The organism is Jiangella endophytica (assembly GCF_003427025.1).
GTDB lineage: Bacteria > Actinomycetota > Actinomycetes > Jiangellales > Jiangellaceae > Jiangella > Jiangella endophytica.
Genome location: NZ_QVAI01000008.1, coordinates 256,262 through 283,233, shown reverse-complemented (window position 1 = coordinate 283,233; position 26,972 = coordinate 256,262). Strand labels below are relative to the sequence as shown.

Below are 26,972 nucleotides of genomic sequence, written 5' to 3'. Positions count from 1 at the left end.
CGCGGGGTTTCAGAGAAGCATCGTCGCTCTTCCCCTGGAGGAACCCCTCATGATCGTGGCCACCCGCCGACGGTGGGCCCGGCTCCTCGCCGTCGCGCTCGCCGCCGTCCTGGCGATACCACTGCTCACGGCGCTTCCGTCGACGGCTCACGAAGGTGAGCACGGCGAGGCAGCGCACGTCCTGATCTTCACCAAGACCACCCAGTTCCGGCACACCGAGGCGATCACGCAGGGTGTGCCCGTACTGCAGGCGGCGTTCGAGTCCGCCGGCATCACCTCGGAGCACACCGAGGACTCCTCGATCTTCAACGACGAGGACCTGTCCCACTTCGACGCGCTGGTGATGTTCCAGGCGTCCGGCGACCCGTGGACGGCCGAGGAGAAGGCCGCCATGGAGCGCTACCAGCAGGCCGGTGGCGGCATCGTCGCCATCCACAACGCCGCGGACATGCGCGGCAACTACGCCTGGTGGGACACCCTCATCGGCTCGCTGATGCCGGGCCACGCGGCCACGGGCAGCAGCCCGGGCCTGCCGGGCATCGTCCGCATCGAGGACGGCGTGCACCCGTCGACGACGCACCTGCCGCAGCGCTGGGAGCGCGCCGACGAGTGGTACAACTTCTCGACCAACGTCCGGGGCACGGCACACGTGCTGGCGACGATGGACGAGACCACCTACGACCCGGGCGGCAACGCCCAGGGCTACGACCACCCGATCTCCTGGTGCAAGCCGTATGACGGCGGTCGCGCCTGGGTGACGGCCATGGGCCACTTCGGTGCGCACTACACACAGGAGCCCGACTTCGTCCAGCACATCGTCGGCGGCGTGCAGTGGGCCGCGGGCGTGGCCGAGGGCGACTGCGGCGGCACCGTGTGGGAGCAGTTCGAGCGGGTGCCGCTGGACCAGAACACCAGCGCGCCGTTCGCGATGGACGTCGCGCCCGACGGCCGCGTCTTCTTCACCGAGCTGGTCCGCGGGCAGATCCGCGTCTACGACCCGGTCAGCCAGACCACGTCGACGGCCATCACGATCCCGGTGTACTCCGGTGGTGAGGACGGCCTGCTGGGCATCGCGCTGGACCCGGACTTCGAGACCAACGGGCACCTGTTCGTCTACCACTCGAAGGCCAGTGCCAACGAGTCCGACCCGGCGAACTTCATCAGCACGCTGTCGCGCTTCACCGTCGGCGAGGGCTCGCAGATCGATCCCGCGTCCGAGGTCGTCGTGCTCGAGGTGCCGGCCCGCCGGCTCCCCGACGAGCCCGGCCACACCGGCGGCGGTCTGGAGTTCGACGCCCAGGGCAACCTGTACCTCGGTGTCGGCGACGACGTGAACCCGCACTCGGAGCCGTCGGGCGGCTACGCCCCGCTGTCCGAGCGCGACGGGACCTTCCACGACGCCCGCGAGACGTCGGCCAACACCAACGACCTGCGCGGCAAGGTGCTGCGGATCACCCCGCAGGCGGACGGCGGCTACACCATCCCCGAGGGCAACCTGTTCCCGCCGGGAACCGAGGACACCCGCCCGGAGATCTTCGCGATGGGCTTCCGCAACCCGTTCCGGTTCTCCATCGACCCGCAGACCGGCTGGCTGGGCGTGGCCGACTACGGTCCCGACAACGGCAGCGCCAACGCGAACCGGGGCCCGGCCGGCATGGTCGAGTGGAACCTCATCAAGGAGCCCGGCTTCTACGGCTGGCCGCTGTGCATCGGCCCGAACGAGCCGTACCGCGACGTCGACTACCGCACCAACCCGGTGACGGTCGGCGACTACTTCGACTGCGACAACCCGATCAACGACTCCGTCCGCAACACCGGCCTCACCGAGCTGCCGGCGGCGCAGGAGCCGGAGATGTACTACGGCTACCAGACCTCGTCGGTCCCGGGGGTCATCCCGGCCGGCGGCGGGCTGGCGCCGATGGGCGGCCCGTTCTACGACTTCGACCCGGAGCTCGAGTCCGACACGAAGTTCCCGGAGTACTACGACGGGAAGCCGTTCTTCTACGAGTGGGCGAAGAACAGGATGTACTCGATCGACCTCAACGAGGAGTCGGGTGCGCTCGAGAAGATCAACCCGTTCCTGCCCGGTGAGCAGTGGATGGCGCCGATCGATTCCTCGTTCGGTCCCGAGGGCTCGATGTACGTGCTCGACTGGGGCGGCGGCTTCGGCCGCGACAACCCGAACTCGGGCCTGTACCGCGTCGACTACGTGTCCGGCTCGCGCTCGCCGGTGGCGCACGCGACGGCGACACCGGACTCCGGCCAGGCGCCGCTGGCCGTCCAGCTGGACGGCTCCGGCAGCACCGACCCGGAGAACGAGGCGCTCACCTACGAGTGGGACTTCACCGGTGACGGCACCGTCGACTCCACCGACGCGCAGGCGTCGTTCACCTACACCGAGAACGGCGTCTACAACGCCCGCCTCACGGTGACCGACCCCGCGGGCAAGACCGGCACCACCACGGTGCCGATCACCGTCGGCAACACCCGTCCCGAGGTCGACTTCGACGTGCCGCCGGACGGCTCGTTCTTCGACTTCGGCGACACCGTCGCGTGGGACCTCAGCGTCAGCGACGCCGAGGACGAGACCATCGACGACGCCGACGTCATCATCCAGCCGGCCCTCGGCCACGACGAGCACGCCCACCCGGCCGACCCGCTCAGCGGGCGCACCGGCTCGGTGACGACGGCGCTCGGCGGCGGCCACGGCGAGGACATGAACGTGTTCTACGTCCTCGACGGCCGGTACACCGACAGCGGCGGTGAGGGCGACATCCCCGCGCTGACCGGCTCGGACCTCACCCGGTTGTTCCCGCGGCAGCGGGAGGGCGAGTTCTACGCCGCGGCGCAGGGCGTCACCACCGGACCGTCGCGTGACGTCGAGGGGCACGGCAGCGCGATCGCCGGCCAGAACGGCGCCTGGGCGTCGTACGACCCGGTCAGCCTGTACAACGTCGACGCGCTCGTGCTGCGGGCATCGGCCGTCACGGCCGGCGCCGTCGAACTGCGTCGCGACGCGCCCGACGGCCCGCTCCTCGGCACCGGCCAGGTCCCGGCGACGGGCTCCGGCTCCTACGCCGACGTGCGGGTCGAGGTCGACGACCCGGGCGAGAGCTTCACGCTCTACGTGGTGTTCCCGGGCGCCGGCGAGCGGCGGCTGAACTTCATCGAGGCCGACGGCAAGGGCGCCGCGACCACGACGAAGCCCAAGGTCGCCATCACCGCCCCGACGCCGGCCGACGAGCTGGACCTGGGCGAGGTCCAGGTCACGGCCGAGGCCAGCGACGCGGAGAACACGATCACCCAGGTCGAGTTCTTCGTCGGCGACGAGTCCATCGGCGTCGACACCGAGGCGCCGTTCGAGGCCACGTGGACGGTGTCCGCGGAACAGCGCTACCAGCTGACCGCGGTCGCCACCAACGACCTCGGCGCCACGTCGACGTCGCGGATCGTGCAGGTGGAGATCGGCGACCTGTTCGGCGACTGGCTGACGTTCTCGCACGCGGCCGCGAACGGCACGTTCGACCGTCCGGACAACAACACCTGGGTGGTCGAGTCCGGCGGCGGCAACATGTGGCAGGGGACGGACGAGTACAGCGCCGTGTACCTGCCCGGTGCGGCCGGGGCCACCGGCGACCAGTGGACGGCGACGGCGAAGGTGGTCAGCCAGACCAACTCGAACAACTCCGCCAAGGCCGGCCTGATCGTCCGCAACGACGTCACACAGCCGGGCGTCTCGCCGGGCTACGCGGCGATGACGATGCGGGCGGGGCTGAGCTTCGAGTGGTTGCGCGACAGCGACGGCAACGGCCAGCTCGACGCCAGCACCGGCGCCGGCCAGAACGGCTTCCCGGCGTGGGTGCGGATCGTCCGCGACGGCGACCTGTACACGTCGTACTGGAGCCGCGACGGCGAGACGTTCACGCAGGTGGGCGAGCCGGTCGCGCTGCCGGGGGCGACCGACGTCCAGGACATCGGCCTGGCCGTCACCGCGCACAGCGGCAGCGCCCGCACGACGGCGACGTTCACCGACTTCGTGCTCGAGGACGGCCTGCCGGGTGAGGAGCCCGGTGAGGAGGAACCGCCCGTCTGCCTCGTCACGGGGACCGACCAGTTCGACGGCGACACGCTGGACGAGAACCGGTGGACGACGGTGCGCAGCGCCGACGACCTCCCGGTGAGCGTCGCCGACGGCGGTCTGGTGCTGCCGGTCACCAACGGCGACATCAACGAGGCCGTCGAGGGCCCGATCAGCTACGTCGGCCAGCCGACCCGCGGCGGTGAGTGGACCGTCGAGACTGCGGTCTCGCTGGAGCACACCCGCGAGTGGCAGCACGCCGGCCTGCTGATGCACGGCACCGACGACGACTACGTCAAGCTGGCCTTCACCCGCACCAACTCCGGCAGCCGCATCCTCGAGTTCCAGACCGAGGCCGCGGGTACCCGGACCTGGCACGCCAACGTCACGCTGCCGGCGGACTTCCCGTCGACGGCGCACCTGCGGCTGGTCAGCAACGGTGAGCAGGTGACGGCGGCCTACTCGGCCGACGGCGAGGCGTGGACGGCACTGGCCGGCGCGGCCCAGGTGATCGAGGGCTCGACGATCGGCCTGGTGGCGGCCGGCGACACGGCGGCGCACTCGGTGAACGCGGTCTTCGACCACTTCACCATCACGCCGGACATCGAGGACACCGGTGACGACGTCGAAATCTCCGACGAGTTCGACGGCAGCGCGATCGACGGCTGCCGGTGGAACTCGGTGGTCCGGTACGACTCGTCGAAGGTCTCGGTGGCCGACGGCCAGCTGCGGATCCAGACCCAGCCGGGCGACATCAACGGGTCAGCCAACGAGGGTCCGCGCAACTTCATCCTGCAGCGCATCCCCGAGGACGTGGCCCAGGGTGACTGGACGATCGAGACGCGGCTGACGCCGACCATGCTGCACCAGTGGCAGCTGGCCGGCCTGATGGTGTACGGCGATGACGACAACTACGTGAAGTTCGACGTCGTCGCGAACAACGCCGCCACGGCGCCGACCAACCTCCGGGCCGAGCTGGTCTCGGAGAAGGGCGGCCAGTTCGGCAACGGCGGCAACCGCAACATCGACATCCCGGAGACCAGCGAGAGCGGCTGGTTCTACCTCCGGATGACGAAGAGCGGTGACACCTACGCGGCGGAGATCAGCGACGGCGGCGTCAACTGGACCTCGCTGGGCGACCCGGTCACCAACGACGCCGAGCTCACCTCGTTCGGCCTCATGGCGATCGGTCCGCAGCAGACCCAGCCGGTCACGGTGGCGTTCGACTACTTCCGTCTCACGACGGACCAGCCGGACACCACCCCGCCGGTGATCACGGTCGAGGGTGTCGCCGACGGCGGCAGCTACGACCTGGCCACCGGGCTGGAGCTGAGTGCCACGGCGACGGACGACGTGTCCGGCGAGGTGGCGGTGTCGCTCACGCTCGACGGCGCGGCGGTGGAGAACCCGTCGACCGTCACGCCTGAGCTGGGCGCGCACACGTTGGTCGCCACGGCCGTCGACGAGGCGGGCAACGCCGCGGAGACGACCGTCGCGTTCGAGGTCGTCGCCACGTACGACGGCGCGAAGGCGCTGGTGCAGCGGTACCGCGACGACGGCACTGTCAACCGCAACCAGGGCGTCCAGCTGTCGACCCACCTGGCCAACGCCGAGCGGCTGGCCGGGCAGGGCGTCACAGACGGCGCCACCCAGTCGCTCAACCGGTTCGTCGCGACCGCCGAGGGGGTGACGGACGAGACCGCGCGCGGCTGGCTGCTGGCGTACGCCGACGCGCTGCGAGCTCAGCTGTGATGTCTCGCTGAGACGTGCCGGGCGGCGGTGGTCATCGTCACCGCCGCCCGGCACCCGGCACCACACTCGCGGCCGAGGCGGGTGGACGGGGGTCAGGGGCGCACGCACCGCATTCGAGGAGGCAACGTTGCCACGCCAATCGAGAGGCCCACGACCCCTGCTCAGATCCGCGGCGATCGCCGCGGCCGGAGCGCTGCTCCTGCCGCTCGCCGCGACCACGGCGCCGGCCGCCGCCGAGCCCGTCGCCGCCCAGGAGTTCGAGACCATGCACGAGGGCGTCCACGTCCTCGTCTTCAGCAAGACCGCCGGCTTCCGGCACGACTCCATCCCGACCGGCATCGCCACCATCCAGGAACTCGGCGCCGAACGCGGCTGGGAGGTCACCGCGACCGAGGACGCGGCCACCTTCACCCCGGAGAACCTCGCGCAGTACGACGTCGTCGTGTGGCTCTCCACCACCGGTGACGTGCTGAACGACGAGCAGCAGGCCGCGTTCGAGGGCTACGTCGCCGACGGCGGCGGCTACGCCGGCGTGCACGCGGCCGCCGACACCGAGTACGACTGGGCCTGGTACGGCGGGCTGGTCGGCGCCTACTTCCAGTCGCACCCGCAGATCCAGCCGGCCACCGTCGTCGTCGAGGACCGCGTCCACCCGTCCACGCAGCACCTGCCGGACCGGTGGGAGCGCACCGACGAGTGGTACGACTACCGCGCCAGCCCGCGCGGCGACGTCCACGTGCTGGCGTCGCTGGACGCGGACAGCTACGAGGGCGACGTCATGGGCGCGGACCACCCGATCGCCTGGTGTCAGGACTACGAGGGCGGCCGGTCCTGGTACACCGGGGGCGGGCACACGCAGGAGTCCTACGCCGAGGCGGAGTTCCGCGAGCACCTGGCGGGCGGCATCGAGACCGCCGCGGGAGCCGTCGACGCCGACTGCGGCGCCACCGTCACGGAGAACTTCGACCAGGTCACGCTGGCCCGCGGCCCGCAGGAGATGGGTGAGCCGATGGGCGTCGCCGTACTGCCCGACGGCAGCGCGCTGCATACGTCGCGCGACGGCCGGGTCTTCTACACCGCGGCGGCCGGCCAGACGACGCTGGCGGCGGACATCCCGGTGTACGACTTCCGCGAGGACGGCATGCAGGGCATCGCCGTCGACCCGGACTTCGCCACCAACGGCTGGGTGTACCTCTACTACTCGCCGCCGCTGGCCACGCCGCCCGGCGAGGTCGCGCACTCCAGCCTGGATCCGTCGATCTGGGAGGCCTACGAGGGCCACAACAACCTGTCCCGGTTCCAGTTCACGGGCGGGGTGCTGGACCCGGCCTCGGAGCAGGTGATCCTGCAGGTGCCGCAGGACCGCGGCAACTGCTGCCACCACGGCGGCGAGATCGACTTCGACGCCGACGGCAACCTCTACCTGTCCACGGGCGACGACACCGACCCGTTCGAGTCCAACGGGTACTCGCCGATCGACGACCGGGCGACCCGCGCGCCGCAGTTCGACGCGCGCCGCACCTCCGGCAACACCAACGACCTGCGCGGCAAGATCCTGCGGATCGCCGTCGAGGAGGACGGGTCGTACACGATCCCGGCGGGCAACCTGTTCCCGCCGGCGACGTCGGACCCGGAGCTCACCCGGCCGGAGATCTACGCAATGGGCTTCCGCAACCCGTTCCGCATCAGCGTCGACCAGGAGACCGGCGATGTGTGGGTGGGCGACTACGGCCCCGACTCCGGCGGCCCGAACCAGTACGGCCCCGGCGGCCAGGTCGAGTTCAACCGGGTCACCGAACCGGGCAACTTCGGCTGGCCCTACTGCACCGGCCGCAACACGGCGGCCGAGACGTACGCCGACCGCGAGTTCACCTCCTACTACGGCATCGACCCGAACACCGGTCAGCCGGACCCGAACGACGGCACGCAGGACGCGGTCGGCGCGAAGTTCGACTGTGCCGGCGGGGCGGCGAACGACTCGGCGCTGAACACCGGGCTGGCGACGGTGCCACCCGCGGTCGCCGCGTGGCTGCCCTACGACGGCGGCTCGGTGCCGGAACTGGGCAGCGGCAGCGAGTCGCCGATGGCCGGCCCGGTGTACCGGTACGACCCGGAGTTGGAGTCGGAGACGAAGTTCCCCGAGTACTACGACGGGCAGTTCTTCGCCTACGAGTTCGGCCGTCGCTGGATCAAGAACATGTCGGTCGGGTCCGACGGCCCACTGCACATCGGCGCGTTCTCCAGCTTCATGCAGAACACGCAGCTGATGGACCTGGAGTTCGGGCCCGAGGGGTCGCTGTACGTGCTCGACTACGGCACCGGGTTCTTCAACGGCGACGCGAACTCCGCGCTCTACCGCATCGACTACGTCGCCGGCACGCGCTCGCCGTCCGCCATCGCGACCGCGACGCCGACGTCCGGCCTGGCGCCGCTGACCGTGCAGTTCTCGTCCGAGGGGTCCACCGACCCGGACCCGGGCGACGTCCTCACCTACGCGTGGGACTTCACCACCGACGGGACGGTCGACTCGTCCTCGCCGGACGCGTCGTACACGTACACCGCCAACGGCGAGTACACGGCGACGCTCACCGTCACCGACTCGTCCGGGCTGACCGGCGTGGCCACCGCGCACGTCGTCGTCGGCAACACCGCGCCGGTGGTCGAGTTCGAGTCGCCGCCCGACGGCGGCCTGTTCACCTTCGGACAGGACGTCGCGTTCGAGGTCAGCGTCACCGACCCGGACGGGCAGCCGGTCGACTGCGCCGACGTCGAGGTGACGTTCGCGCTCGGCCACGACCAGCACACGCACGGCGGCGAGTCGGTCACCGGGTGCTCCGGCACCATCTCCACCGGCACCGACGGCGCGCACGGCACCGACGACAACATCTTCGGGCTGCTGCTGGCCGAGTACACCGACACGCCGCCGTCGCCCGACACCGTCCCCGTCACCGGAACGGCCGAGCTGGTGCTGCAGCCGCGGCACCGTCAGGCCGAGCACTTCTCCGCGCAGAACGGCGTCCAGGTGGTCAGCCACGGCGGGGCCGAGGGCGGCGCCCGGGTCGGCTACATCGATCCCGGCGACTGGATCTCGTTCGAGCCGTACGACCTGGCCGGCGCGAAGTCCGTGCAGCTGCGGGTGTCGGCCGGCGGCCCCGGCGGCACCGTCGAGCTGCGTACCGGCGCGCCGGACGGTCCGCTCGCGGCGGTGGCGGAGGTGCCGCACACCGGCAGCCCGGACAACTACGTCGACCTCGAACCCGTCCCCGTCACCGACCCGGGCACCGGGACCGGCCCGCTCTACCTGGTGTTCCAGGGCAGCGGCGGCGGCCTGATGGACATCGACGCGTTCACGTTCAGCTCGGACGCGGCGGCGTGCGAGGACCCCGGCGCCGAGGTCGACCCGAACGACGAGTTCGACGGCACCGCGCTGGACCGCTGCCGGTGGTCGACGATCCTGCGGCCCAACACCGAGGCGCTCGGCGTCGACGGCGCGAAGCTGCGCATCGGCGCGCTCGAGGGCGACATGTTCGGCGGCAACACGACCGCCGCCAACGTCGTCCTGCAGCCGATCGCCGACCCGGCGGCCGGCTTCGAGGCGACCACCCAGCTGGCCCTCCCGGCCGGCGGCGACTACGAGCAGGCCGGGCTGATCGTCCACTCGGGCGACCAGAACTTCGCCAAGGCCGTGCTCATCAACATCCCCGGCGTGGGCTGGCGGTTCGAGTTCGGCCTCAACCAGGGCGGGCAGGCGGTGTTCGACGCCGCGCTGGACCGCTCCGGGCCGCTGCCGGAAGGCATCAACGAGAACGCCCACGTGAAGATCGTGAGCAACGGCGCGACGCTGACCGCGTACTGGTCCGCCGACGGTGAGGAGTGGACGGCGTTCGGCCGGCCGCGCCCGACGTCCGGGCTGCCCAACGCGCGTATCGGCCTGGCCGCGTTCAACGGCGTCGGCCAGCCGGCGACGTTCGAGCGCTTCACCTTCGGCGAGGCGCCGGTCGTCCAGTGCGACCCGACGGACCCGGGTGCGGGCTACCAGAGCCTGTTCGACGGGACGGCGGACAGCCTGGCGCCGTGGCGCATGGCTGGTCCGGGCGGGTTCCTGCACGCCGACTGCGAGCTGGTCTCGTACGGCGGGCTGGGGCTCTACTGGTACGACCAGGCGTTCACCGACTACTCGCTCAAACTTGACTGGATGATGCCGGGCGACGACAACTCCGGCGTCTTCGTCGGGTTCCCGAACCCGGGGACCGACCCGTGGCTGGCCGTCAACCAGGGTCACGAGATCCAGATCGACGCCACCGATGCGCCGGACCGGACGACCGGTGCGGTCTACGCGTTCCAGAGCGCTGATGTCGCGGCTCGCGATGCGGCGCTCAACCCGCCGGGGGAGTGGAACGCCTACGAGATCGTCGTGCAGGGCGACCGCATCCAGGTCTTCCTCAACGGCACGAAGATCAACGACTACACCGACACCGACCCGAACCGGATGAACCAGCCGAGCTTCATCGGGATCCAGAACCACGGCAACGGCGACGACGTGTACTTCCGGAACGTCCGGATCCAGGAGTTCACGTTCGAGTCGGCGACCACGCTCGTCTCGGACCACTTCGACCGCGGCGCGCTGAACCGGCAGCAGGAACGGCAGCTGGTGCAGCACCTGTCCATGGCGTCGCGGCTGGCCCAGGACGGTCAGACCGCGCAGGCCGAGCGGTCGCTGGATCGCTATGGTGCCGTCGCCGGCACCGTCCAGGATGAGGCGGTTCGAGCCGAGTTGCTCCGCATGGGCGACGCCCTGCGGGCGCGCCTCTGACCACCCAGAAGAAGGGAGACGTCACCGTGCAAGCTCAACGTCCTGCGAACGTGGCGAACCGACGCGACGAATCACGGAGACCGAGCGCGCGCGGAGGACGGGGGACCGGTGCCGGCCGGTCCTCGTCCCCGGCGCCGGGGCAGCAGACCCCGCCCCGGCGCCGGGGTTTCTGGATCGTGGTCGCGGTGGTCCTCGCCGCCGTCAACATCGTGCTGGCCACGCTGGTGCTCAGCGGTGGCCGCGACGACGACGACCCGGTGGCCGATCGCGTCGCCGAACTGGAGGCCCAGGAAGAGGTGCGTCAGGTCGAACTGGTCGGCCAGCTGACCGAGCAGACGACCGCCGCGCACGCCGGGCTGCTCAACGTGATCGACGGTCTGCACACGGTGGTGCCGGCCGGCGGGCAGGCGGTGGTCTCACCCGCCGTCGACCCCACCGCCTGGCACTCGGCCGTCGGCGCCGCCATCGGCACCTTCGGCGACCCGCCGTCCGGCTCGACCGAGTTCAACACCGCGCGCAACGGCCTGCTGCTGGCCATCGACCTGCTCGGCTCCGCGGCGACGGCGTACGAGTCCGCCGTCGCGGCGCCGGCCGGGCCTGAGCAGGACCGGTTGCTGGAGCTGGCCGGGCGGCTGCGCGACCAGGCGGTGGCGGCCTGGTCCGTGGCCGCCACGCAGCTCGACGTCCTCAACATCGACGTCGGCAACGGTCACGTCCACATCACCCTGCCGTCGCGACCCGGAGAGGAGGTCGACCCGCACGGCGGCGTCGGCTTCGAACCGTCCGAGGAGGATCACACGAACCACACCGGAGGGTAGATGAGGTTAGCCTAACTTGGCCGGATAGGCTGCGGGGCATGCGTCCTGTGCCCCGCCGCCTCCGCGCCGCGTCCGCCGTCACCGTCCTCGCCGCTCTTGCCTTGGCCGCCTGCGGGTCCGGTGGTGACGACGAGCCGGCGGCGGAGGCGAGCGGCGGCGCCGGGTACACCGTCGAGCACGCCATGGGGACGACCGAGCTGCCGGCCGAGCCCGAGCGCGTCGTCGTGCTGGACTCGCCGCACCTCGACGCCGCCGTCGCCCTCGGCGTCACGCCGGTCGGCGCCACCGAGGCGGAGGCCGGCGCCGGGTACCCCGCCTACCTCGGCGACCTGGACGGCGTCGAGACCGTCGGGCTGACCGTCGAGCCGAGCGTCGAGGCCGTGGCGCAGTTGGAGCCCGACCTCATCATCGGCGCCCGGGTCCGGCACGAGGCGCTGTACGCCGACCTCAGCCGGATCGCGCCGACGGTGTTCTCCGCCGACTCCGGCACGAACTGGAAGGAGCAGGTCCAGATCGTCGGCGCCGCGCTGAACCGTCAGGACGACGCCGACGCGCTGCTGGACGAGTTCGCCGAGCGCGCCGCCGCCATCGGCGACTCCGTCGGCGCCGCGGGCCGGACGGTGTCGATGGTGCGGTTCCTGCCGGAGAACTTCCGCCTGTACGGCCCCGACACCTTCTCCGGCTCCATTCTCACCGAGGTCGGCTTCGACCTGGGCGACCACACCTGGAACGAGTACTCGATGGCCGAGCTGAGCCCCGAGGAGTTCGAGCAGATCGACGGCGACCTCGTCATCCACACCAGCTACGGCGACCCGCAGACCACCACCCGCCCGGCCGTCGAGCGGCTCTGGACCGGCCTGCCCGCCATCGCCGCGGGCGACGTCCATGAGGTCGAGGACGACACCTGGATGCTCGGCATCGGCGTCCTCGGAGCCAACCTCATCCTGGACGAGCTGGAGGCCATCGCGGGGACCGAGGCCTGAGACGTCCGCTCTCACGATGGGAGACACTTTCGCGGTGACCCGGCGAAAGTGTGGCACGATGGCTTCATGGCGCACACGCTCGCCGGTCGGCCGGAGACGGCGACCCAGGCGAAAGTCCTCAAGCTGCTGCGCGACGAGGGGCCGCTCTCGCGGGTGGAGCTCGCCGACCGGCTCGGAGTCTCACGGACCACCATGGCCAGCGAGGTCAGCCGGCTGACCGAGCTGGGGCTGGCCGAGGGCGCCGGCCCCGCCGCGTCGCGCGGCGGGCGTCGCTCGACCCTGGTCGACCTCTCCTCCGACGTGCGGTTCGTCGGGGTGGCGATCGGTGCGACCACCGTGTCCGTCGCGCTCACCGACGGCCGGTTGACGGTGCTCGGGCAGCGTTCCATCGACATGGACGTCCGCCTCGGCCCGGAGCCGGTGCTGGCGCGCGCCCTCGAGCTGACCCACAAGGTCCTGGCCGAACACGGCGTCACCCGCCCGGCCGGCGTCGGCGTGGGCGTCCCCGGCCCGGTCGACTTCCACGGTGGCATGCCGGTCTCGCCGCCGATCATGCCCGGGTGGGACGGCTACCCGGTCCGCGACGCGCTCGCCCGCGAGCTGGGCTGCCCCGTGCTGCTCGACAACGACGTCAACGTCATGGCACTGGGCGAGCAGCACTCCGGCGTCGCCAAGAACGCCCGCGACTTCCTGTTCGTGAAGATCGGCACCGGCATCGGCTGCGGCATCGTCGTCGACGGCCAGCTCTACCGTGGCGTCGACGGCTGCGCGGGCGACATCGGCCACATCCGGGTCGAGGAGTTCGGCCCGACCTGCGCGTGCGGCAACACCGGCTGCCTCGAGGCGTTCTTCGGCGGCTCTGCCCTGGCCCGCGACGCCCTGGCGGCCGCGCGCGGCGGACGCTCGCCGGCGCTGGCCTCGCTGCTCGCCGAGAAGGGCGAGCTCACCGGCGCCGACGTCGCCGCCGCGGTGGCCATGGGCGACCCCTTCACCGTCCAGATGATCCGCGACGGCGGCCATCGGGTCGGCTGGGTGCTGGCCAGCCTGGTGTCGTTCTTCAACCCCGGCCTCATCGTCATCGGCGGCCGGGTAGCGCGGCTCGGGCACCCGCTGCTGGCCGAGATCCGCGGCGTGGTCTACCGGCGTTCCCTCCCGCTGGCGACCGGCAACCTCCCGGTCGTGCTCAGCGAAATGGGCGACGACGCGGGCGTGGTGGGCGCTGCGGCCCTGATCAGCGACGCGATCTTCGCCGCCCCCTGACGGACGGGGCCGGGCCGCTCGAGTCTGGCCGGGGCGCTGGGGCCGCTTTGGGCTGGCCGGGGCCGCTTGGGCCAGTGGTGGGCCAGTCTCGTGGAGTGGGTTCTGACTCCATCACACACGAAGCTGTGCATGTCGCTGGGCGGCATGGCCGGGTCTTCCTGTTGGCCGGTTTCTTGGTGGGCCGGGCTTCCGTTGGCTGGGTTTGCCGCGTTGGTCGGCCCCCTGCTGCTCTCCATTGTCGGGGGCGCGGGACGCCGCCTCGAGCGGACCAGTTCTGGCGCTTCGCGCGGGCGGGGACCGCTTGACCCGGCCACCCGCGGCCCCCGGTTCAAGCAGCGTCAGGGGGCCGCCCCGGAAATGGGCCCGGCTCCTGCCTCCGCTCTTCTTGGGCTCCGCCGGCCGCTCACTGGCCGTGGGTGGCGTTTCGGCGACCGACTCCACTGTTGGTCCGTGTCCGCTGGCCGCCGTCGGGTTCACCTCCGGCGCTCCGGCAAGTTGATCATGGAGAAGTCGGGGTTCCCGGCGCACCGGAACCCCGACTTCTCCATGATCAACTCGGTCCCGGCCGACGGGCGGGCTTCACGCCGGTCCGCTGGCCGCAGCCGCGTGCGCTGGGTTGGGGGCCGGCTCCGCTGCTTGTCGCCGTCCGCCGGCCGCCTCTGGGGGTGGCGCTCCGGCTGCTCGCCCGCACTTTCGGGCGGCATGCCCCGCCCCTCTAGGGAGGGCCCCCACCCTATGGGCGGGCACCGACATCCGGGCGAGCACGGCGCCGGGCGCCTGCGCCAACGCTCACTATCCCCGGCGAATCGCGTTACTTACCACGTCAAGTTTCGAAAGTACGCCGCAAACTGTTGACCTGGGTTTCCTCTGACGTCTAGTTTGCGTGATCAACGGCCGTTTCGGGCCGGTTTCTTTTCGCGCGTTCGCACGGGCACGTGGGCGAAGGGAGGGGGGCATCGCTCGGCGCGCGCCTGGCATCCCGTCACAGATCCCGCTCTGCGGTCGATCGGCTCAATGAGGAGAACGAGATGGCACGTCCCGAGATCAACCGGCGGCAGTTCTTAGGCGCCGTCGCCGGCACGACGATGGCGGTGACCGCGGCCGGGCTGGCCGCTCCGTCCGCCGCGAACGCGGCGAAGGGCATGCTGGTGCCGCCGGGCAAGATCGGCATCCAGCTGTTCACCATCCGCAACCTGGTCTCCTCGCTCGGCTTCAGGGTCGTGTTCGAGGAGCTGGCCCGGCTGGGCTACAAGAACGTCGAGTTCGCCGGCTACACGTCGCCGGCGGAGCCGGGCATCACGGTGCAGCAGATCAAGCAGCTGCTCGACGACAACGGGCTGACGGGCATCGGCAGCCATGTCGGCCTGGGCGCGTTCCGCAGCAACATCGAGCTGGAGCTGGACCGCGCCGAGATCCTCGGCCTGCCGTTCATCGGGACGGCGAACGAGCCGGTGACGTCGGCGAACCGGACGGTGGCCGGCTACCAGGCGGCAGCCGCCGAGTTCAACGCGTTCGGCGCGGCGGCGCAGGCCCGCGGGCTGCGCTGGTACCACCACAACCACCAGAACGAGTTCCGTTTCGCCAACGACGACCCGAGCGTCCGGCTCTATGACCTGCTGCTGTCGCTGACCGACCCGAAGCTGGTCTTCCTCGAGATGGACGTCTACTGGGCCTACGTGGGCCAGCACATCGCGCCGGGCTTCGACCCGATCGACTACGTCGTCGCGAACCGGCTGCGCTACCCGTTGTTCCACGCCAAGGACGGCCGCCGGTCGACGTCGGCGAACGGGTACGACATCGTCGAGTTCGGTGCCGGCGACATCGACTTCCAGCGCTTCTACAGCAGCATCGGCTCCCGCGGCCGGCACTACTCGCTGTACGAGCAGGACAACGCGCCGAACACGTCGCCCGACGCCGGTGGCGCGCTGGGTGCGGCGGAGCGCAGCTACGACGCCATCTACGAGCTGCGCGGCTGACCAGCCCCGCGACGAGAGGACCTCCGCATGCGCCGCACACGCAGCACCCTCACCGCGCTCCTCGCCGCCCTGCTCCCCGTCGCAGCCCTGACGGCGACGGCACCGGCGATCGCCCACGAGGGCCACGACCCCGCCGCCGACGACCCGGCCCTGGACTGGAACAACTACGAGAAGATCCTGCTCAGCAAGAACACGGGCGAGCCGATCGACCTCGCCGTCCTGCCCGACTCCCGCGTCCTGCACACCGCCCGCAACGGTGACGTCCGGCTGACCGACCCGGCCACGGGCATCACCGAGGTCATCAACACGATCGACGTCTACGCGAACTCCGAGGACGGCCTGCAGACGATCGCGATCGACCCGGACTTCGCCACCAACCAGTGGGTCTACCTGCTGTACGCGCCGCGCGTGATGGAGGCGCCGTACCCGCAGACGACGCCGACGGGCAGCGCGCCGAACTCGCTGCCGGCCGGCGAGACCGAGTCCTACTGGGACCGCTGGAAGGGCTACAACGTCCTGTCCCGGTTCAAGTGGGACGAGGGGACCGACTCGCTCGACCTGTCCACCGAGCAGCAGATCATCAAGGTCGAGACGCAGCGCGGGCAGTGCTGCCACGTCGCCGGAGACATGGCCTGGGACGCCGACGGCAACCTGTACCTGTCGACGGGCGACAACACGCCGGCGAGCACGCCGGGCGCCAACGGCTTCGCGCCGAACAACGACGCACCGGGCATGAACCCTGGCTTCGACGCCCGCCGCGGCCCGGGCAACACCAACGACCTGCGCGGCAAGATCCTGCGCATCCATGTCGAGGACGACGGGTCGTACACGATCCCCGACGGCAACCTGTTCGCGCCCGGCACCGCGCAGGCGAGGCCGGAGATCTACGTCATGGGCGTGCGCAACCCGTTCCGCATCGACTACGACGTCGAGACCGGCGCATTGGTCTGGGGCGACTACGGCCCGGACGCCGGCGCGCCGAACGCGGACCGCGGCCCGATGGGCTACGTCGAGTGGCAGTCGACGCTGGAGCCGATCAACGGCGGCTGGCCGTACTGCCACGGCCCGAACGCCAACTACAACGAGTGGAACTACGCGACGGCGACGCCGGGGGCGTGGTTCGACTGCGAGGCCGGCGCGCAGAACAACTCGCGCTGGAACACCGGCCTCGACGTCGTCCCGCCGGCCACCGCGCCGCACCTGTACTACGGCGACAACGCCAGCCACCAGCCATGGCCGGAGCTGACCGACCTCGGCGGCGGCGGCCAGGGCCCGATGGGCGGCCCGGTGTACCGGTTCGACCCGGACAACCCGTCGCCGGCGAAGTTCCCCGAGTTCTGGGACGGCCACCCGTTCTTCGCCGAGTTCTCCCAGGACTACGTCGCGGTGTTCACGCTGGACCTCGCCACCAACGGCCCGGTCACGGCCATCACCGACTTCCTGCCGAACGCGCACCTGAGCCATGTCGCTCAGCCGATCTGGGACAACGTCATGGACATGGAGTTCGGCCCGGACGGCTCCCTGTACGTGCTCGAGTACGGTGACGGCTTCTTCCGGCAGAACCCCGATGCCGGCCTGTACCGGGTCGACTACGCCGAGGGCAACAAGTCGCCGCAGGCGCGCTACACCGCCGACCCGATCTCCAGCAGCAACGCCCCGCTGACGGTGACGTTCGACGCCTCGGCGTCGGCCGACCCCGAGGGCGCCGCGCTCACCTACGAGTGGGACTTCGACGGCGACGGCACGTTCGACGCCACCGGGGTGACCGTCACGCACACCTACACCGAGCTGGGCCAGTACAACGCGGCGCTGCGGGTCACCGACCCGTCCGGCAAGTTCGGCGTCCGGTCCAGTCAGATCACCGTCGGCAACGTGGCCCCGACGGTCACGCTCGACACCCCGACCGGCGGCTTCTTCGACTGGGGCCAGGCGGTGCCGGTGACGGTCTCCGTCAGCGACCCCGAGGACGGCAACACGCCGGTCTGCTCGCGGGTGAGCTGGGCGTTCGGTCTGGGTCACGACGAGCACGCCCATCCGCTCAGCTCGGGCGCCGGCTGCACGTTCGGCGTCCCGACGCCGGCCGACGCGCCGGAGCACGGCGAGACGGAGAACATCTACGGCGCGCTGGTGGTCGGCTACACCGACAACGGCCACCTGGGCGTCCCGCCGGCCCGCGGGGAGGCGTCGCTGCTGCTGAACCCGAAGACGCAGCAGGCGGAGTGGTTCGACGCCGGCAACGGCGTGCAGATCACCGACGACCCCGACGCGAACGGCCTGCGCAAGGTGACGTCGTTCGACGCCGGCGACTGGATCGCCTTCGACCCGGTCAACCTGGCCAACATCGACAGCATCGTGGCCAGGGCCTGGGGACGGGGCACGCTGCACCTGCGCTGGAACGACCCGAAGGCGCCGCCGTTCGCGCAGCTCTCGTTCCGCAACCGGACCGGCTGGTTCGAGGTGGAGCAGGCGCTGACGAACGCACCGGCGGGCTCCGGCCGGCTGTACCTGACGTCGACCAGCGGGTTCGACCTGGACGAGGTCCGCTTCATCGGCGACGGCGTGGCCGACGTGACCCCGCCGACGGTCAGCCACACGCTCAGCCCGGCGACGCCGAACGGCCAGAACGGCTGGTACACCGGCGACGTCACGCTGACCGTGAACGCCACCGACAACGGCACCGTCGCCAGCCGGCAGCGGTCCACCGACGGCGGCGTCACCTGGGTCAACGCGAACAACCCGCTGACCATCACCGCCGAGGGCAGCACGACGGTGCACTACCGGGCCACCGACAACGGCGGCAACGTGTCGTCCGTCGGCTCGGTCACGGTGAAGATCGACAAGACCGCGCCGGTCGCGTCGATCGGCGGGGTGCAGAACGGCGGCAGCTACGCGGCAAGCGGCACGCTCTCGCCGTCGTTCGCCGGCACCGACGCGGTCTCCGGGATCGCCTCGGTGACGGGGACGCTGGACGGCGCGCCGCTGGCGTCCGGCTCCACCGTGCAGCTCTGGACGCTGACCGTCGGCCAGCACGCGCTGGCCGCCACGGCCACCGACAACGCCGGCCGGCAGGGCACCGCGTCGGCGACGTTCACGGTCACGACGTCGCTGGCCGACCTGGCCGCGATCGTCCAGCACTACAACGGCGCGGGCGTGCTGACGACGGCGGGTGAGAGCCGGCTGCGCCTGCATCTCGACGCCGCGGTCCGGCACGCCGAGGCCGGCCGGAACGACAGCGCCGTACGGTCGCTGGCCCAGTTCCTGTCCGCCGCCCGGAGCGCCACGTTCGTCACCGACGCCGCCGCGCGGACGGTGCTCGTCCACCACGCGGAGGTGCTGACCGCCCAGCTGGGAGGCTGACGGGCTGACTCGAAGCACGCCGGTGGGCCGGGCCGCAGACCGGCCCACCGGTGCCTCGCCATGTCCGGTAGATCGGGCGGTCGCTTGGTGCTCGGGTGCGGTCCCCTCCCGTTCGGGTGGGGTGCCCACCCACTGGGCGGGCACTGACAACGCGCGTCCGGTATGTCGATCCGGTGGCCCGGCGTACCGGCGGTCGGGCGGCCTCGCGCTGGTTCGGTACGGCGTGTTCGCGTCGCCCCGCACCTCGGTGCCCTCGCTCGCTCACTCGGTCGGCCGTCGGCTCGGTCGGCGCGGCGTGACGGTGGGCCGGGCGTCTGGACACGCCTCGGGCTTCGCGTGCGTGGTGCCGGCTGCGCCTGCCGTCACCCCGGCCTCGGTGGCGGGCGCGCGCCATGGTGAGAACGGTGATCACGAGGCGGCTCACTGACGCCCCGGCGACACCAACCGCCCGTGAACATCGGTTCACACCCCACTCCACCAGGAGTTCTCCCGCTCCACGAGGCATGCACGCCTGGTGAAGCACCAGAGCGCCTGGTGATGTATGCGATCGTCGATGATCACCGATGTCCACAGCGCCCAACGGCACACGTGCATCGAAGCCGCAGCGCACGGTGCGCCAAGTGGGGCGCGCCCGCACGTCCACCGTCGCCCTGACAGCTGACCGTGCTCGAGCCGCCGCGCGCGGGTCGATCGGTCCATCGGCTCACCAGGATCGCGACCCCTCCACTGTCGACACCCGCCGCGACCGCACGCTGGCGGGAGAGTCCGCAACGCCTGCGCTCGACGCGAGCTCTCGCTCATCCCTCCGCTCGTGACGACCCTCGGCGACCCCTCGTCCCGACGCCCGCTAGGCCCCTTCCGTCCACTTTCAACAACTCATCGACGAGATTGCACGGTATACGACGAAACTGTTTCAAACGTCTTGACATAGTGGAAACATGACGTTTATCTGAGGCCTTCCGCACCGTGATCGGAGGGCAGCATGCGCAAAGCCGTACTGATGGCGGCGGGGGCGCTCGTCGCGTCCACGCTCGTCGCGGCACCGAGCCTCGCGGCATCGGGTGCACCGGAGGCGGCGCCGCCGGACTCGGCGTTCCAGAAGGTCACCCTCAACGACACACCCGGCGAGCCGATGGACCTCGTGGTCCTCCCGGACGGCCGGGTCCTGCACACCACCCGTGCCGGCGAGGTGTGGCTGCACGACCCCGACACGCGGCTCAACACGCTGGCCGCGGAGCTCGACGTCTACGAGCACGACGAGGAGGGGCTGCAGAGCATCGCCGTCGATCCCGGGTTCGGCAAGACGAACAAGTGGATCTACCTCTACTACTCGCCGCCGCTGGACACCCCGCTCGACGACCCCGACACCCCGACGGTCAACGAGGGCGATGCGCTGTTCGAGGGCACGCCTGCGGACTGGGAGCCGTTCGAGGGGCACATCACCCTGGCCCGGTTCGAGCTGAAGGGCGACCAGATCGACCTCTCGACCGAGCAGCACATCATGGACGTCCCGGTCGACCGCGGCATCTGCTGCCACGTCGGCGGCGACATCGCCTTCGACGACGCCGGCAACCTGTACCTGGGCACCGGCGACGACACCAACCCGTTCGAGTCCGACGGGTTCGCGCCCATCGACGAGCGGACCACCCGCAACCCGGCGTTCGACGCGCAGCGCACCTCGGCCAACACCAACGATCTGCGCGGCAAGGTCCTGCGGATCAAGGTGCAACGGAATGGCTCGTACACGATCCCGGAAGGGAACCTGTTCGCCCCGGGCACCGAGGGCACCAGGCCGGAGATCTACGCGATGGGCCTGCGCAACCCGTTCCGGCTCGACGTGCAGCCCGAGACCGGTCACGTCTACGTCGGCGACTACTCGCCCGACGCCGGAGCGGCCGACCCCGCTCGTGGCCCGGCCGGGCAGGGGAAGTGGACGGTCATCCGCGAGCCGGCGAACTACGGCTGGCCGTACTGCGCCACGGCGGAGCTGCCCTACGTCGATTACGACTTCGGCACCGAGGCGTCCGGCGACGCGTTCGACTGCGCGGCGCCGGTCAACGAGTCGCCCCACAACACCGGACTGACCGAGCTGCCGCCGGTGACGCAGCCCGACATCTGGTACGGCTACGGCGAGTCGGCGGAGTTCCCTGAGCTGGGCACCGGCGGCATCGGCCCGATGGGCGGCCCGGCCTACGACTTCGACCCGCGCACCACCCGAGGTCGTGCTCCGATCGCCTGGCCCGCCTACTACGACGGCGTGCCGCTGCTCTACGAATGGACCCGCGACTGGATCCAGGGCGTGCACGTCGGCGACGACGGCTCGGTCGAGGCCATCGAGCAGTTCGTGCCGTCGGTCGTCACCGACAACCCCATGGACCTCGAGTGGGGCCCTGACGGCGCGCTCTACGTGCTCGAGTACGGCGACGGCTACTTCGCCGAGAACCCCGACGCACAGCTGTCGCGCATCGACTACATCGGCGTCGGGGGCAACCACACGCCCACGCCGAAGGTGACGGCCGACGTCACCGAGGGGCTCGCGCCGCTGTCGGTGCAGTTCTCCAGCGCCGGCACGACTGACGAGGACGGCGACCGGCTGCGCTACGAGTGGGACTTCGACGGCGACGGCAAGGTCGACTCCCGGCTGCGGAACCCGTCCTTCACGTACGAGGAGAACGGCCTCTACCACGCGACGCTCAAGGTCACCGACGTCGGCGGCAAGCACCGCAACAAGTCGGCGTCGGCCGAGGTCGACGTCATCGTCGGCAACCTCACGCCGCAGGTCGAGTTCGTGACGCCGCAGTCGGGCGACACGTTCAGCTTCGGCGACCAGGTGGCCTACGAGGTGCAGGTCACCGACGACCAGCCGGTGGACTGCTCGCGGGTGCGGGTCACCTACATCCTCGGCCACGACACCCACGGTCACCCGCAGACGACGGCGCTCGGCTGCAGCGGCACGCTGCTGACGACGCTGCCGGGCGGCCACGACCCGGGCGACAACCTGACCGGCGTCTTCAACGCCACCTACACCGACGACCCCGGCGAGGGTGTGCCGGCGCTGAGCGACAGCGCGGAGGTGGTGCTCGTTCCGGCGGGCTGACGCCCTGAACGTCCGGACGCACGCACCGGCCGGGTTCCCGTCCACGGGGCGCGAACCCGGCCGGCTCGCGCTATCGCTACTCCCAGACCCGGGCCGCGGCGGCGAACTCCGCCGGGTCGCTGTGCACCGGAATCACGCACAGCAGGTGCCCACCCGGCACCCGCAGGGTGTGGCAGCCCTGCCAGTTGCCGACCTCGGCGGCGCCGAGCGCGGTGAGCCGGGCCACCTCGGCGGCGACGTCGTCGGTCTCGATGTCGACGTGGTAGCGCGGCGCGTCCTCCACCGACTGGACGGCGGTCACGAGCCCGGGGACGGCCTCGGCCAGCGAGTGGAACTGCGGCTCGCCGGGCGGGCACTGGCTGGTGGTGCCGAGCGCGGCGGTCCAGAACGCCACGCTCTGCCCGGCCTGGTCGGCCGGCGCGTCGATGAGCAGGGTCGAGAGGCGGCTGCGATGCATGGGCCGTGATGCTACGTGCCGACGTCGCCTCGCCCCAGCGGCCCGCCACCCGCACCGCACCCCGCGGCCGGTCGCAGGTGGCATTGAAACGGTTCGCTACTTTGTCCAATGAAAGTCAGAAGTTCGCCGTTCGTATGCATGAAACCTGGATTCAGTGCTGTCGTTCTGTCGGCCCGGCGCCGGATGTTGCCGAACCGTGACCTCGTCGCTCCGGCTGCCGGCCGCCGCGTGCCCGGTCCTCACTCTGGCCGACCAACTCCCAGCTCAGGCGGCATATCGCCTGGTATGGACCGGATCCTCCTGTGGATCCCGGCGCCGCTGGCGGCCCCTCCGTCGTTCGAACGTCATCGGCTGGTCACCCGAAGAAACTCGTTCGTAACTCTTGACCTTCAGTGGCCGCTCTTCCTAGTTTGTTGTCCCAACCGACGAACACCCGTGATGCAGGTCACGCCGGGAGAGGGGGCACGCATGACAGACACGTCCGCGCCCGCCGACCAGGTGTTCCTGCGACGGCACAACCTCGCGATGGTGCTGCGCGACCTGCGCGACCACGGACCGCGCTCGCGGGCCCGTATCGCCGCCGACACCGGCCTCAACAAGGCCACCGTCTCCAGCCTGGTCGCCGAGCTCGCGGAGCTGGGTCTGGTCCGCGACGGCGACGTCGAGCGCGGCGGCGGCGTGGGCCGGCCGGGGCAGACGGTCGAGATCGACGGCCGCATCTGCGGGCTGGGCGCCGAGGTCAACGTCGACTACGTCGCCGTCCTCGTGCTCGACCTGCGCGGCGAACAGGTCAGCTACGTCCGCACCCCGCTCGACGTGCCGCGGCTGGGCGTGGAGAAGACGCTGGACGAGCTGGCCGCCGCCATCGCGGCCGCGGTCGACGACTCCGCGGCCAAGGGCCACGACGTCGCCGGCATCACCGTCGGCATCCCGGGCATGGTCGAGACGGCGCCCGGTGTGCTGCGGCACGCGCCGAACATCGGCTGGCGTGAAGTGCGCATCGCCGACGAGCTGGCCGCACGCCTGGCCGGTCCGGGCGCGACCATCCGGGTCGACAACGACGCCAACCTCAGCGCGCTGGCCGAATACGCGATGGGCTCCTCGGCCGGCACCGGCGACCTCGTCTACGTCACCGGCGAGACCGGCGTCGGCGGCGGCGTCATCTCCGACGGCGTCCTGCTGCGTGGCACCGAGGGCTACGGCGGCGAGATCGGGCACATGCCGATCGGCGACCCCGCGCACCGCTGCGGCTGCGGCAAGCTCGGCTGCTGGGAGGCGTCGGTCGGCCTCGCGGCACTGCTGCGCGAGGTGGCCGACAAGGACGACCCGGTCACCGACCCCTCGGTCGACCTCGAGGTCCGGCTGGCCGAGATCCGCCGCCGCGCCTCGCTCGGCGACGGGCGCACGCTGCGCGGCATCGAGGCGGTCGGCACCGCGCTCGGGCTCGGCGCGGCCATCCTGGTCAACCTGTTCAACCCGCGGGTGATCGTCCTCGGCGGCTACTTCGCGGCGCTCGGCGAGTTCTTCCTGCCGGCCATGGAGACCGAGCTGGACGAACGGGTCGTCGCGCCGGCGCGGGGCGGCTGCCGCATCGAGCTGTCGGCGCTCGGCTTCACCGCCGCCTGCCGCGGTGGCGCGCACGTCGCGTTGGAGGCCGTCTTCACCGACCCCGCGACGGTGGGTGCGGCGGCGGCCCCCTCGATTCCGACCCCACTCCCCGGAGGTATGGCGTGAGCGACCCGCTGCTGCAGATGACCGGCATCGTCAAGGTCTTCCCCGGCGTCCGGGCCCTCGACGGCGTCGACCTCGAGGTCCGCTCCGGCGAGGTGCACTGCCTGCTCGGCCAGAACGGAGCCGGCAAGTCGACGCTGATCAAGGTGCTGGCCGGCGCGCACCAGCCGGACGAGGGCGAGATCCGCTGGCAGGGCGAGGAGATCCGGCTCGGCACCCCGATGGCGGCGATGAAGAACGGCATCGCGACCATCTACCAGGAGCTCGACCTCGTCGACGGCCTGTCCGTCGCCGAGAACATCTACCTCGGCCACGAGCTGGCGGCGGCCGGATTCTCCCGCCGCGGCGACGCCCAGAAGCAGGCCGCGGCGCTGCTGGCCCGGCTCGGCCATCCGGAGATCTCGCCGCGCCGCGAGGTCGGCACCCTGTCCGCGGCCGGCAAGCAGATCGTCAGCATGGCGCGGGCGCTGTCCCACGACGTCAAGCTGATCATCATGGACGAGCCGTCGGCGGTCCTCGACCAGGAGGAGGTCGCCCGGCTGTTCAAGGTCATCCGCGACCTGCAGGCCGAGGGCGTCGCCGTGGTCTACATCTCGCACCGGCTGGAGGAGATCCGTGAGATCGGCGACCGCGTCACCGTCCTCAAGGACGGCCGCACCGTCGCCACCGGCCTGCCCGCCCGCGACACGCCGACGCGCGAGCTCACCCGGCGCATGACCGGCCGCGACATCGAGTACGTGTTCCCGCAGCCGACCTCGCGTGACGGTGACGGCGACGGCGCGGTCGTGCTCGCGGTCCGTGACCTCTCGGCCGGCAAGGCGTTCAGCGGGGTCGACTTCGACGTCCGGGCCGGCGAGATCGTCGGGCTGGCCGGGCTGGTCGGCTCCGGCCGCTCGGAGATCCTCGAGACCATCTACGGTGCCCGCAAGGCGTCCTCCGGAACGGTCAGCGTCGACGGGAAGAGGCTGCGCAACGGGCACGTCCGGGCCGCCGTGGGCGCCGGCGTCGGCCTGTGCCCCGAGGAGCGCAAGAGCCAGGGCCTGCTGCTCGACGAGGCCGTCTACCGCAATGTCAGCCTCGCCACCATGGGGCGGTTCGCCCGCGGCGGGTTCCTCAACCGCGGCGGCGAGAAGCGCGCCGCCACCGAACACGTGAAGGCGCTCGACGTCCGTCCGCCCGACGTCGACCGCGCCGTCCGCACGCTGTCGGGCGGCAACCAGCAGAAGATCGTCCTCGCCAGGTGGCTGCTCCGGGAGTGCCGGGTGCTGCTGCTGGACGAGCCGACGCGAGGGGTCGACGTGGGGGCGCGCAGCGAGATCTACGCGCTCGTCCGCCGGCTCGCCGACGACGGTGTCGCCGTCGTCCTGGTCAGCAGTGAGGTCCCCGAGGTGCTCGGCCTGGCCGACCGGGTGCTGGTCCTGCGGGAAGGGGTCGTCGTGCACACCGGGCCGGCCGACGACATCGACGAGCACCGGGTCCTCGACCTGGTCATGGAAGGGAGCGCAGCGTGAGCGACCAGACTCCGGCCGCACCGCCGGCCACCCCGCCCGCCGACGAGCACCGCCGCATCGAGGCGGCCGCCGCGGCCGAGGGCGAGACCCGATCCGGCTTCGTCCGGTTCATGAGCAGTCCGTTCGGCCGCAACCTCGGCCTGGTGATCGCGCTGGTCGTGCTCTGCATCGTGGGCGTGGCGACCGCCGGCGACCGGTTCGCCAGCACCGACAACATGCTGACGGTGCTCCGGCTGGCCTCGGTCATCGGCGTCGTCAGCATCGGCATGACGTTCGTGATCATCGGCGGCGGCATCGACCTGTCGGTCGGCGCCATCGTCGCGCTCTCGTCGGTCTGGGCCACCACCCTGGCCACGCAGACGATGGCCGAGGACACCCACTGGCTGATGATGGTCTTCGTCGCCTGCGCGGTGGGCATCGGCTGCGGGCTGGTCAACGGCCTACTCATCGCCTACGGAGGCATGGCGCCGTTCATCGCGACGCTGGCGATGTTCGCCGCCGCCCGCGGCCTGGCCGAGATCATCTCCGAGAAGCGCACCCAGATCGTCGACGTCCGCGGGCTGGTCGACTTCATCAACGGCGACTTCATCGGCATCCCCGTGCTGGTGTGGATCTTCGCGGTCGTGAGCGCCATCGGCTGGGTGCTGCTCAACCGCACCACGTTCGGCCGGCGCACCATCGCCGTCGGCGGCAACGCCACGGCGGCGCGCCTGGCCGGCATCGCGGTCAAGCGGCACACCGTCCTGCTGTACGTGGTGCTGGGGCTGGCCTGCGGCATCGCCGCGATCATGCTGACCGCCCGCACCGGCACCGGCAGCGCGACCCACGGCCAGCTGTACGAGCTGGACGCCATCGCCGCCGTGGTCATCGGCGGGACGCTGCTCACCGGCGGCCGCGGCACCATCGTCGGCACCATCATCGGCGTGCTGATCTTCACCACGCTGACCAACGTGTTCACCCTCAACAACCTCGACAGTTCGACCCAGGCCGTCGCCAAGGGCGCGATCATCGTCGTCGCCGTGCTCCTCCAGCAGCGGGTCGCGGTCCGCAGCAGCGACTCGACCTAGCGGCCGGGCCGACCGGCCCCGCCGTACGTCCCCAGAGCCACCCCCAAGAGCGCACCCGCCGGACGGGCAGTC

At 71.3% G+C, this 26,972-nt stretch carries 12 protein-coding genes; 11 read left to right on the top strand and 1 reads right to left on the bottom strand.

The genetic code is table 11. The features are described 5' to 3' along the window. Positions 1 to 49 precede the first annotated feature (49 nt). The 8 genes from DZA62_RS18215 (at position 50) to DZA62_RS18175 (ending at position 22,134) form a co-directional block, all read left to right on the top strand. Positions 50 to 5,830 carry a ThuA domain-containing protein gene (locus DZA62_RS18215; RefSeq protein ID WP_116950317.1) on the top strand — a complete coding sequence of 1,927 codons (5,781 nt, stop codon included), beginning with the start codon at positions 50 to 52 and terminating at the stop codon, positions 5,828 to 5,830. 127 nt (positions 5,831 to 5,957) lie between these two features. Further along, positions 5,958 to 10,643 carry a ThuA domain-containing protein gene (locus tag DZA62_RS18210; RefSeq protein WP_198663912.1) on the top strand — a complete coding sequence of 1,562 codons (4,686 nt, stop codon included), beginning with the start codon at positions 5,958 to 5,960 and terminating at the stop codon, positions 10,641 to 10,643. 176 nt (positions 10,644 to 10,819) lie between these two features. Next, positions 10,820 to 11,461, top strand: coding sequence for a hypothetical protein (locus tag DZA62_RS18205; protein WP_116950316.1), 642 nt, complete (start codon positions 10,820 to 10,822; stop codon positions 11,459 to 11,461). 38 nt (positions 11,462 to 11,499) lie between these two features. Further along, positions 11,500 to 12,444, top strand: coding sequence for an ABC transporter substrate-binding protein (locus DZA62_RS18200; protein ID WP_116950315.1), 945 nt, complete (start codon positions 11,500 to 11,502; stop codon positions 12,442 to 12,444). Between the two features lie 66 nt (positions 12,445 to 12,510). Beyond that, the gene (locus DZA62_RS18195; RefSeq protein ID WP_116950359.1) at positions 12,511 to 13,704 is read left to right on the top strand and encodes an ROK family transcriptional regulator; all 1,194 of its coding nucleotides are present in this window, start codon (positions 12,511 to 12,513) and stop codon (positions 13,702 to 13,704) included. Positions 13,705 to 14,732: 1,028 nt separating this feature from the next. After that, the gene (locus tag DZA62_RS18185) at positions 14,733 to 15,680 is read left to right on the top strand and encodes a sugar phosphate isomerase/epimerase family protein (RefSeq protein WP_116950313.1); all 948 of its coding nucleotides are present in this window, start codon (positions 14,733 to 14,735) and stop codon (positions 15,678 to 15,680) included. 27 nt (positions 15,681 to 15,707) lie between these two features. Continuing rightward, complete coding sequence (locus DZA62_RS18180) at positions 15,708 to 19,037, top strand: PQQ-dependent sugar dehydrogenase (protein ID WP_116950312.1); 3,330 nt, start codon at positions 15,708 to 15,710, stop codon at positions 19,035 to 19,037. Positions 19,038 to 20,019: 982 nt separating this feature from the next. After that, positions 20,020 to 22,134, top strand: a complete 2,115-nt coding sequence (locus DZA62_RS18175; protein WP_116950311.1) for a PQQ-dependent sugar dehydrogenase — start codon at positions 20,020 to 20,022, stop codon at positions 22,132 to 22,134. A gap of 76 nt (positions 22,135 to 22,210) precedes the next feature. Here the strand turns inward: DZA62_RS18175 and DZA62_RS18170 are convergent, their stop codons facing one another. Then, positions 22,211 to 22,591, bottom strand: coding sequence for a VOC family protein (locus tag DZA62_RS18170; RefSeq protein WP_116950310.1), 381 nt, complete (start codon positions 22,589 to 22,591; stop codon positions 22,211 to 22,213). Positions 22,592 to 23,059: 468 nt separating this feature from the next. Between DZA62_RS18170 and DZA62_RS18165 the strand changes: the two genes are divergently transcribed. The 3 genes from DZA62_RS18165 to DZA62_RS18155 are packed head-to-tail and all read left to right on the top strand — an operon-like array spanning position 23,060 to position 26,900. Next, a complete protein-coding gene (locus DZA62_RS18165) occupies positions 23,060 to 24,325 on the top strand; it encodes an ROK family transcriptional regulator (protein WP_198663911.1) in 1,266 nt (421 codons plus the stop codon). A 17-nt stretch (positions 24,326 to 24,342) separates the two neighbouring features. Further along, entirely contained in the window at positions 24,343 to 25,833 is a 1,491-nt protein-coding gene (locus DZA62_RS18160; protein ID WP_116950357.1) for a sugar ABC transporter ATP-binding protein, read from the top strand. Then, on the top strand, positions 25,830 to 26,900 hold the full coding sequence (locus tag DZA62_RS18155; RefSeq protein ID WP_232827525.1) for an ABC transporter permease: 1,071 nt from the start codon (positions 25,830 to 25,832) through the stop codon (positions 26,898 to 26,900). The genes DZA62_RS18160 and DZA62_RS18155 overlap by 4 nt, the downstream gene beginning before the upstream one ends. The last annotated feature ends 72 nt before the right edge of the window (positions 26,901 to 26,972 follow it).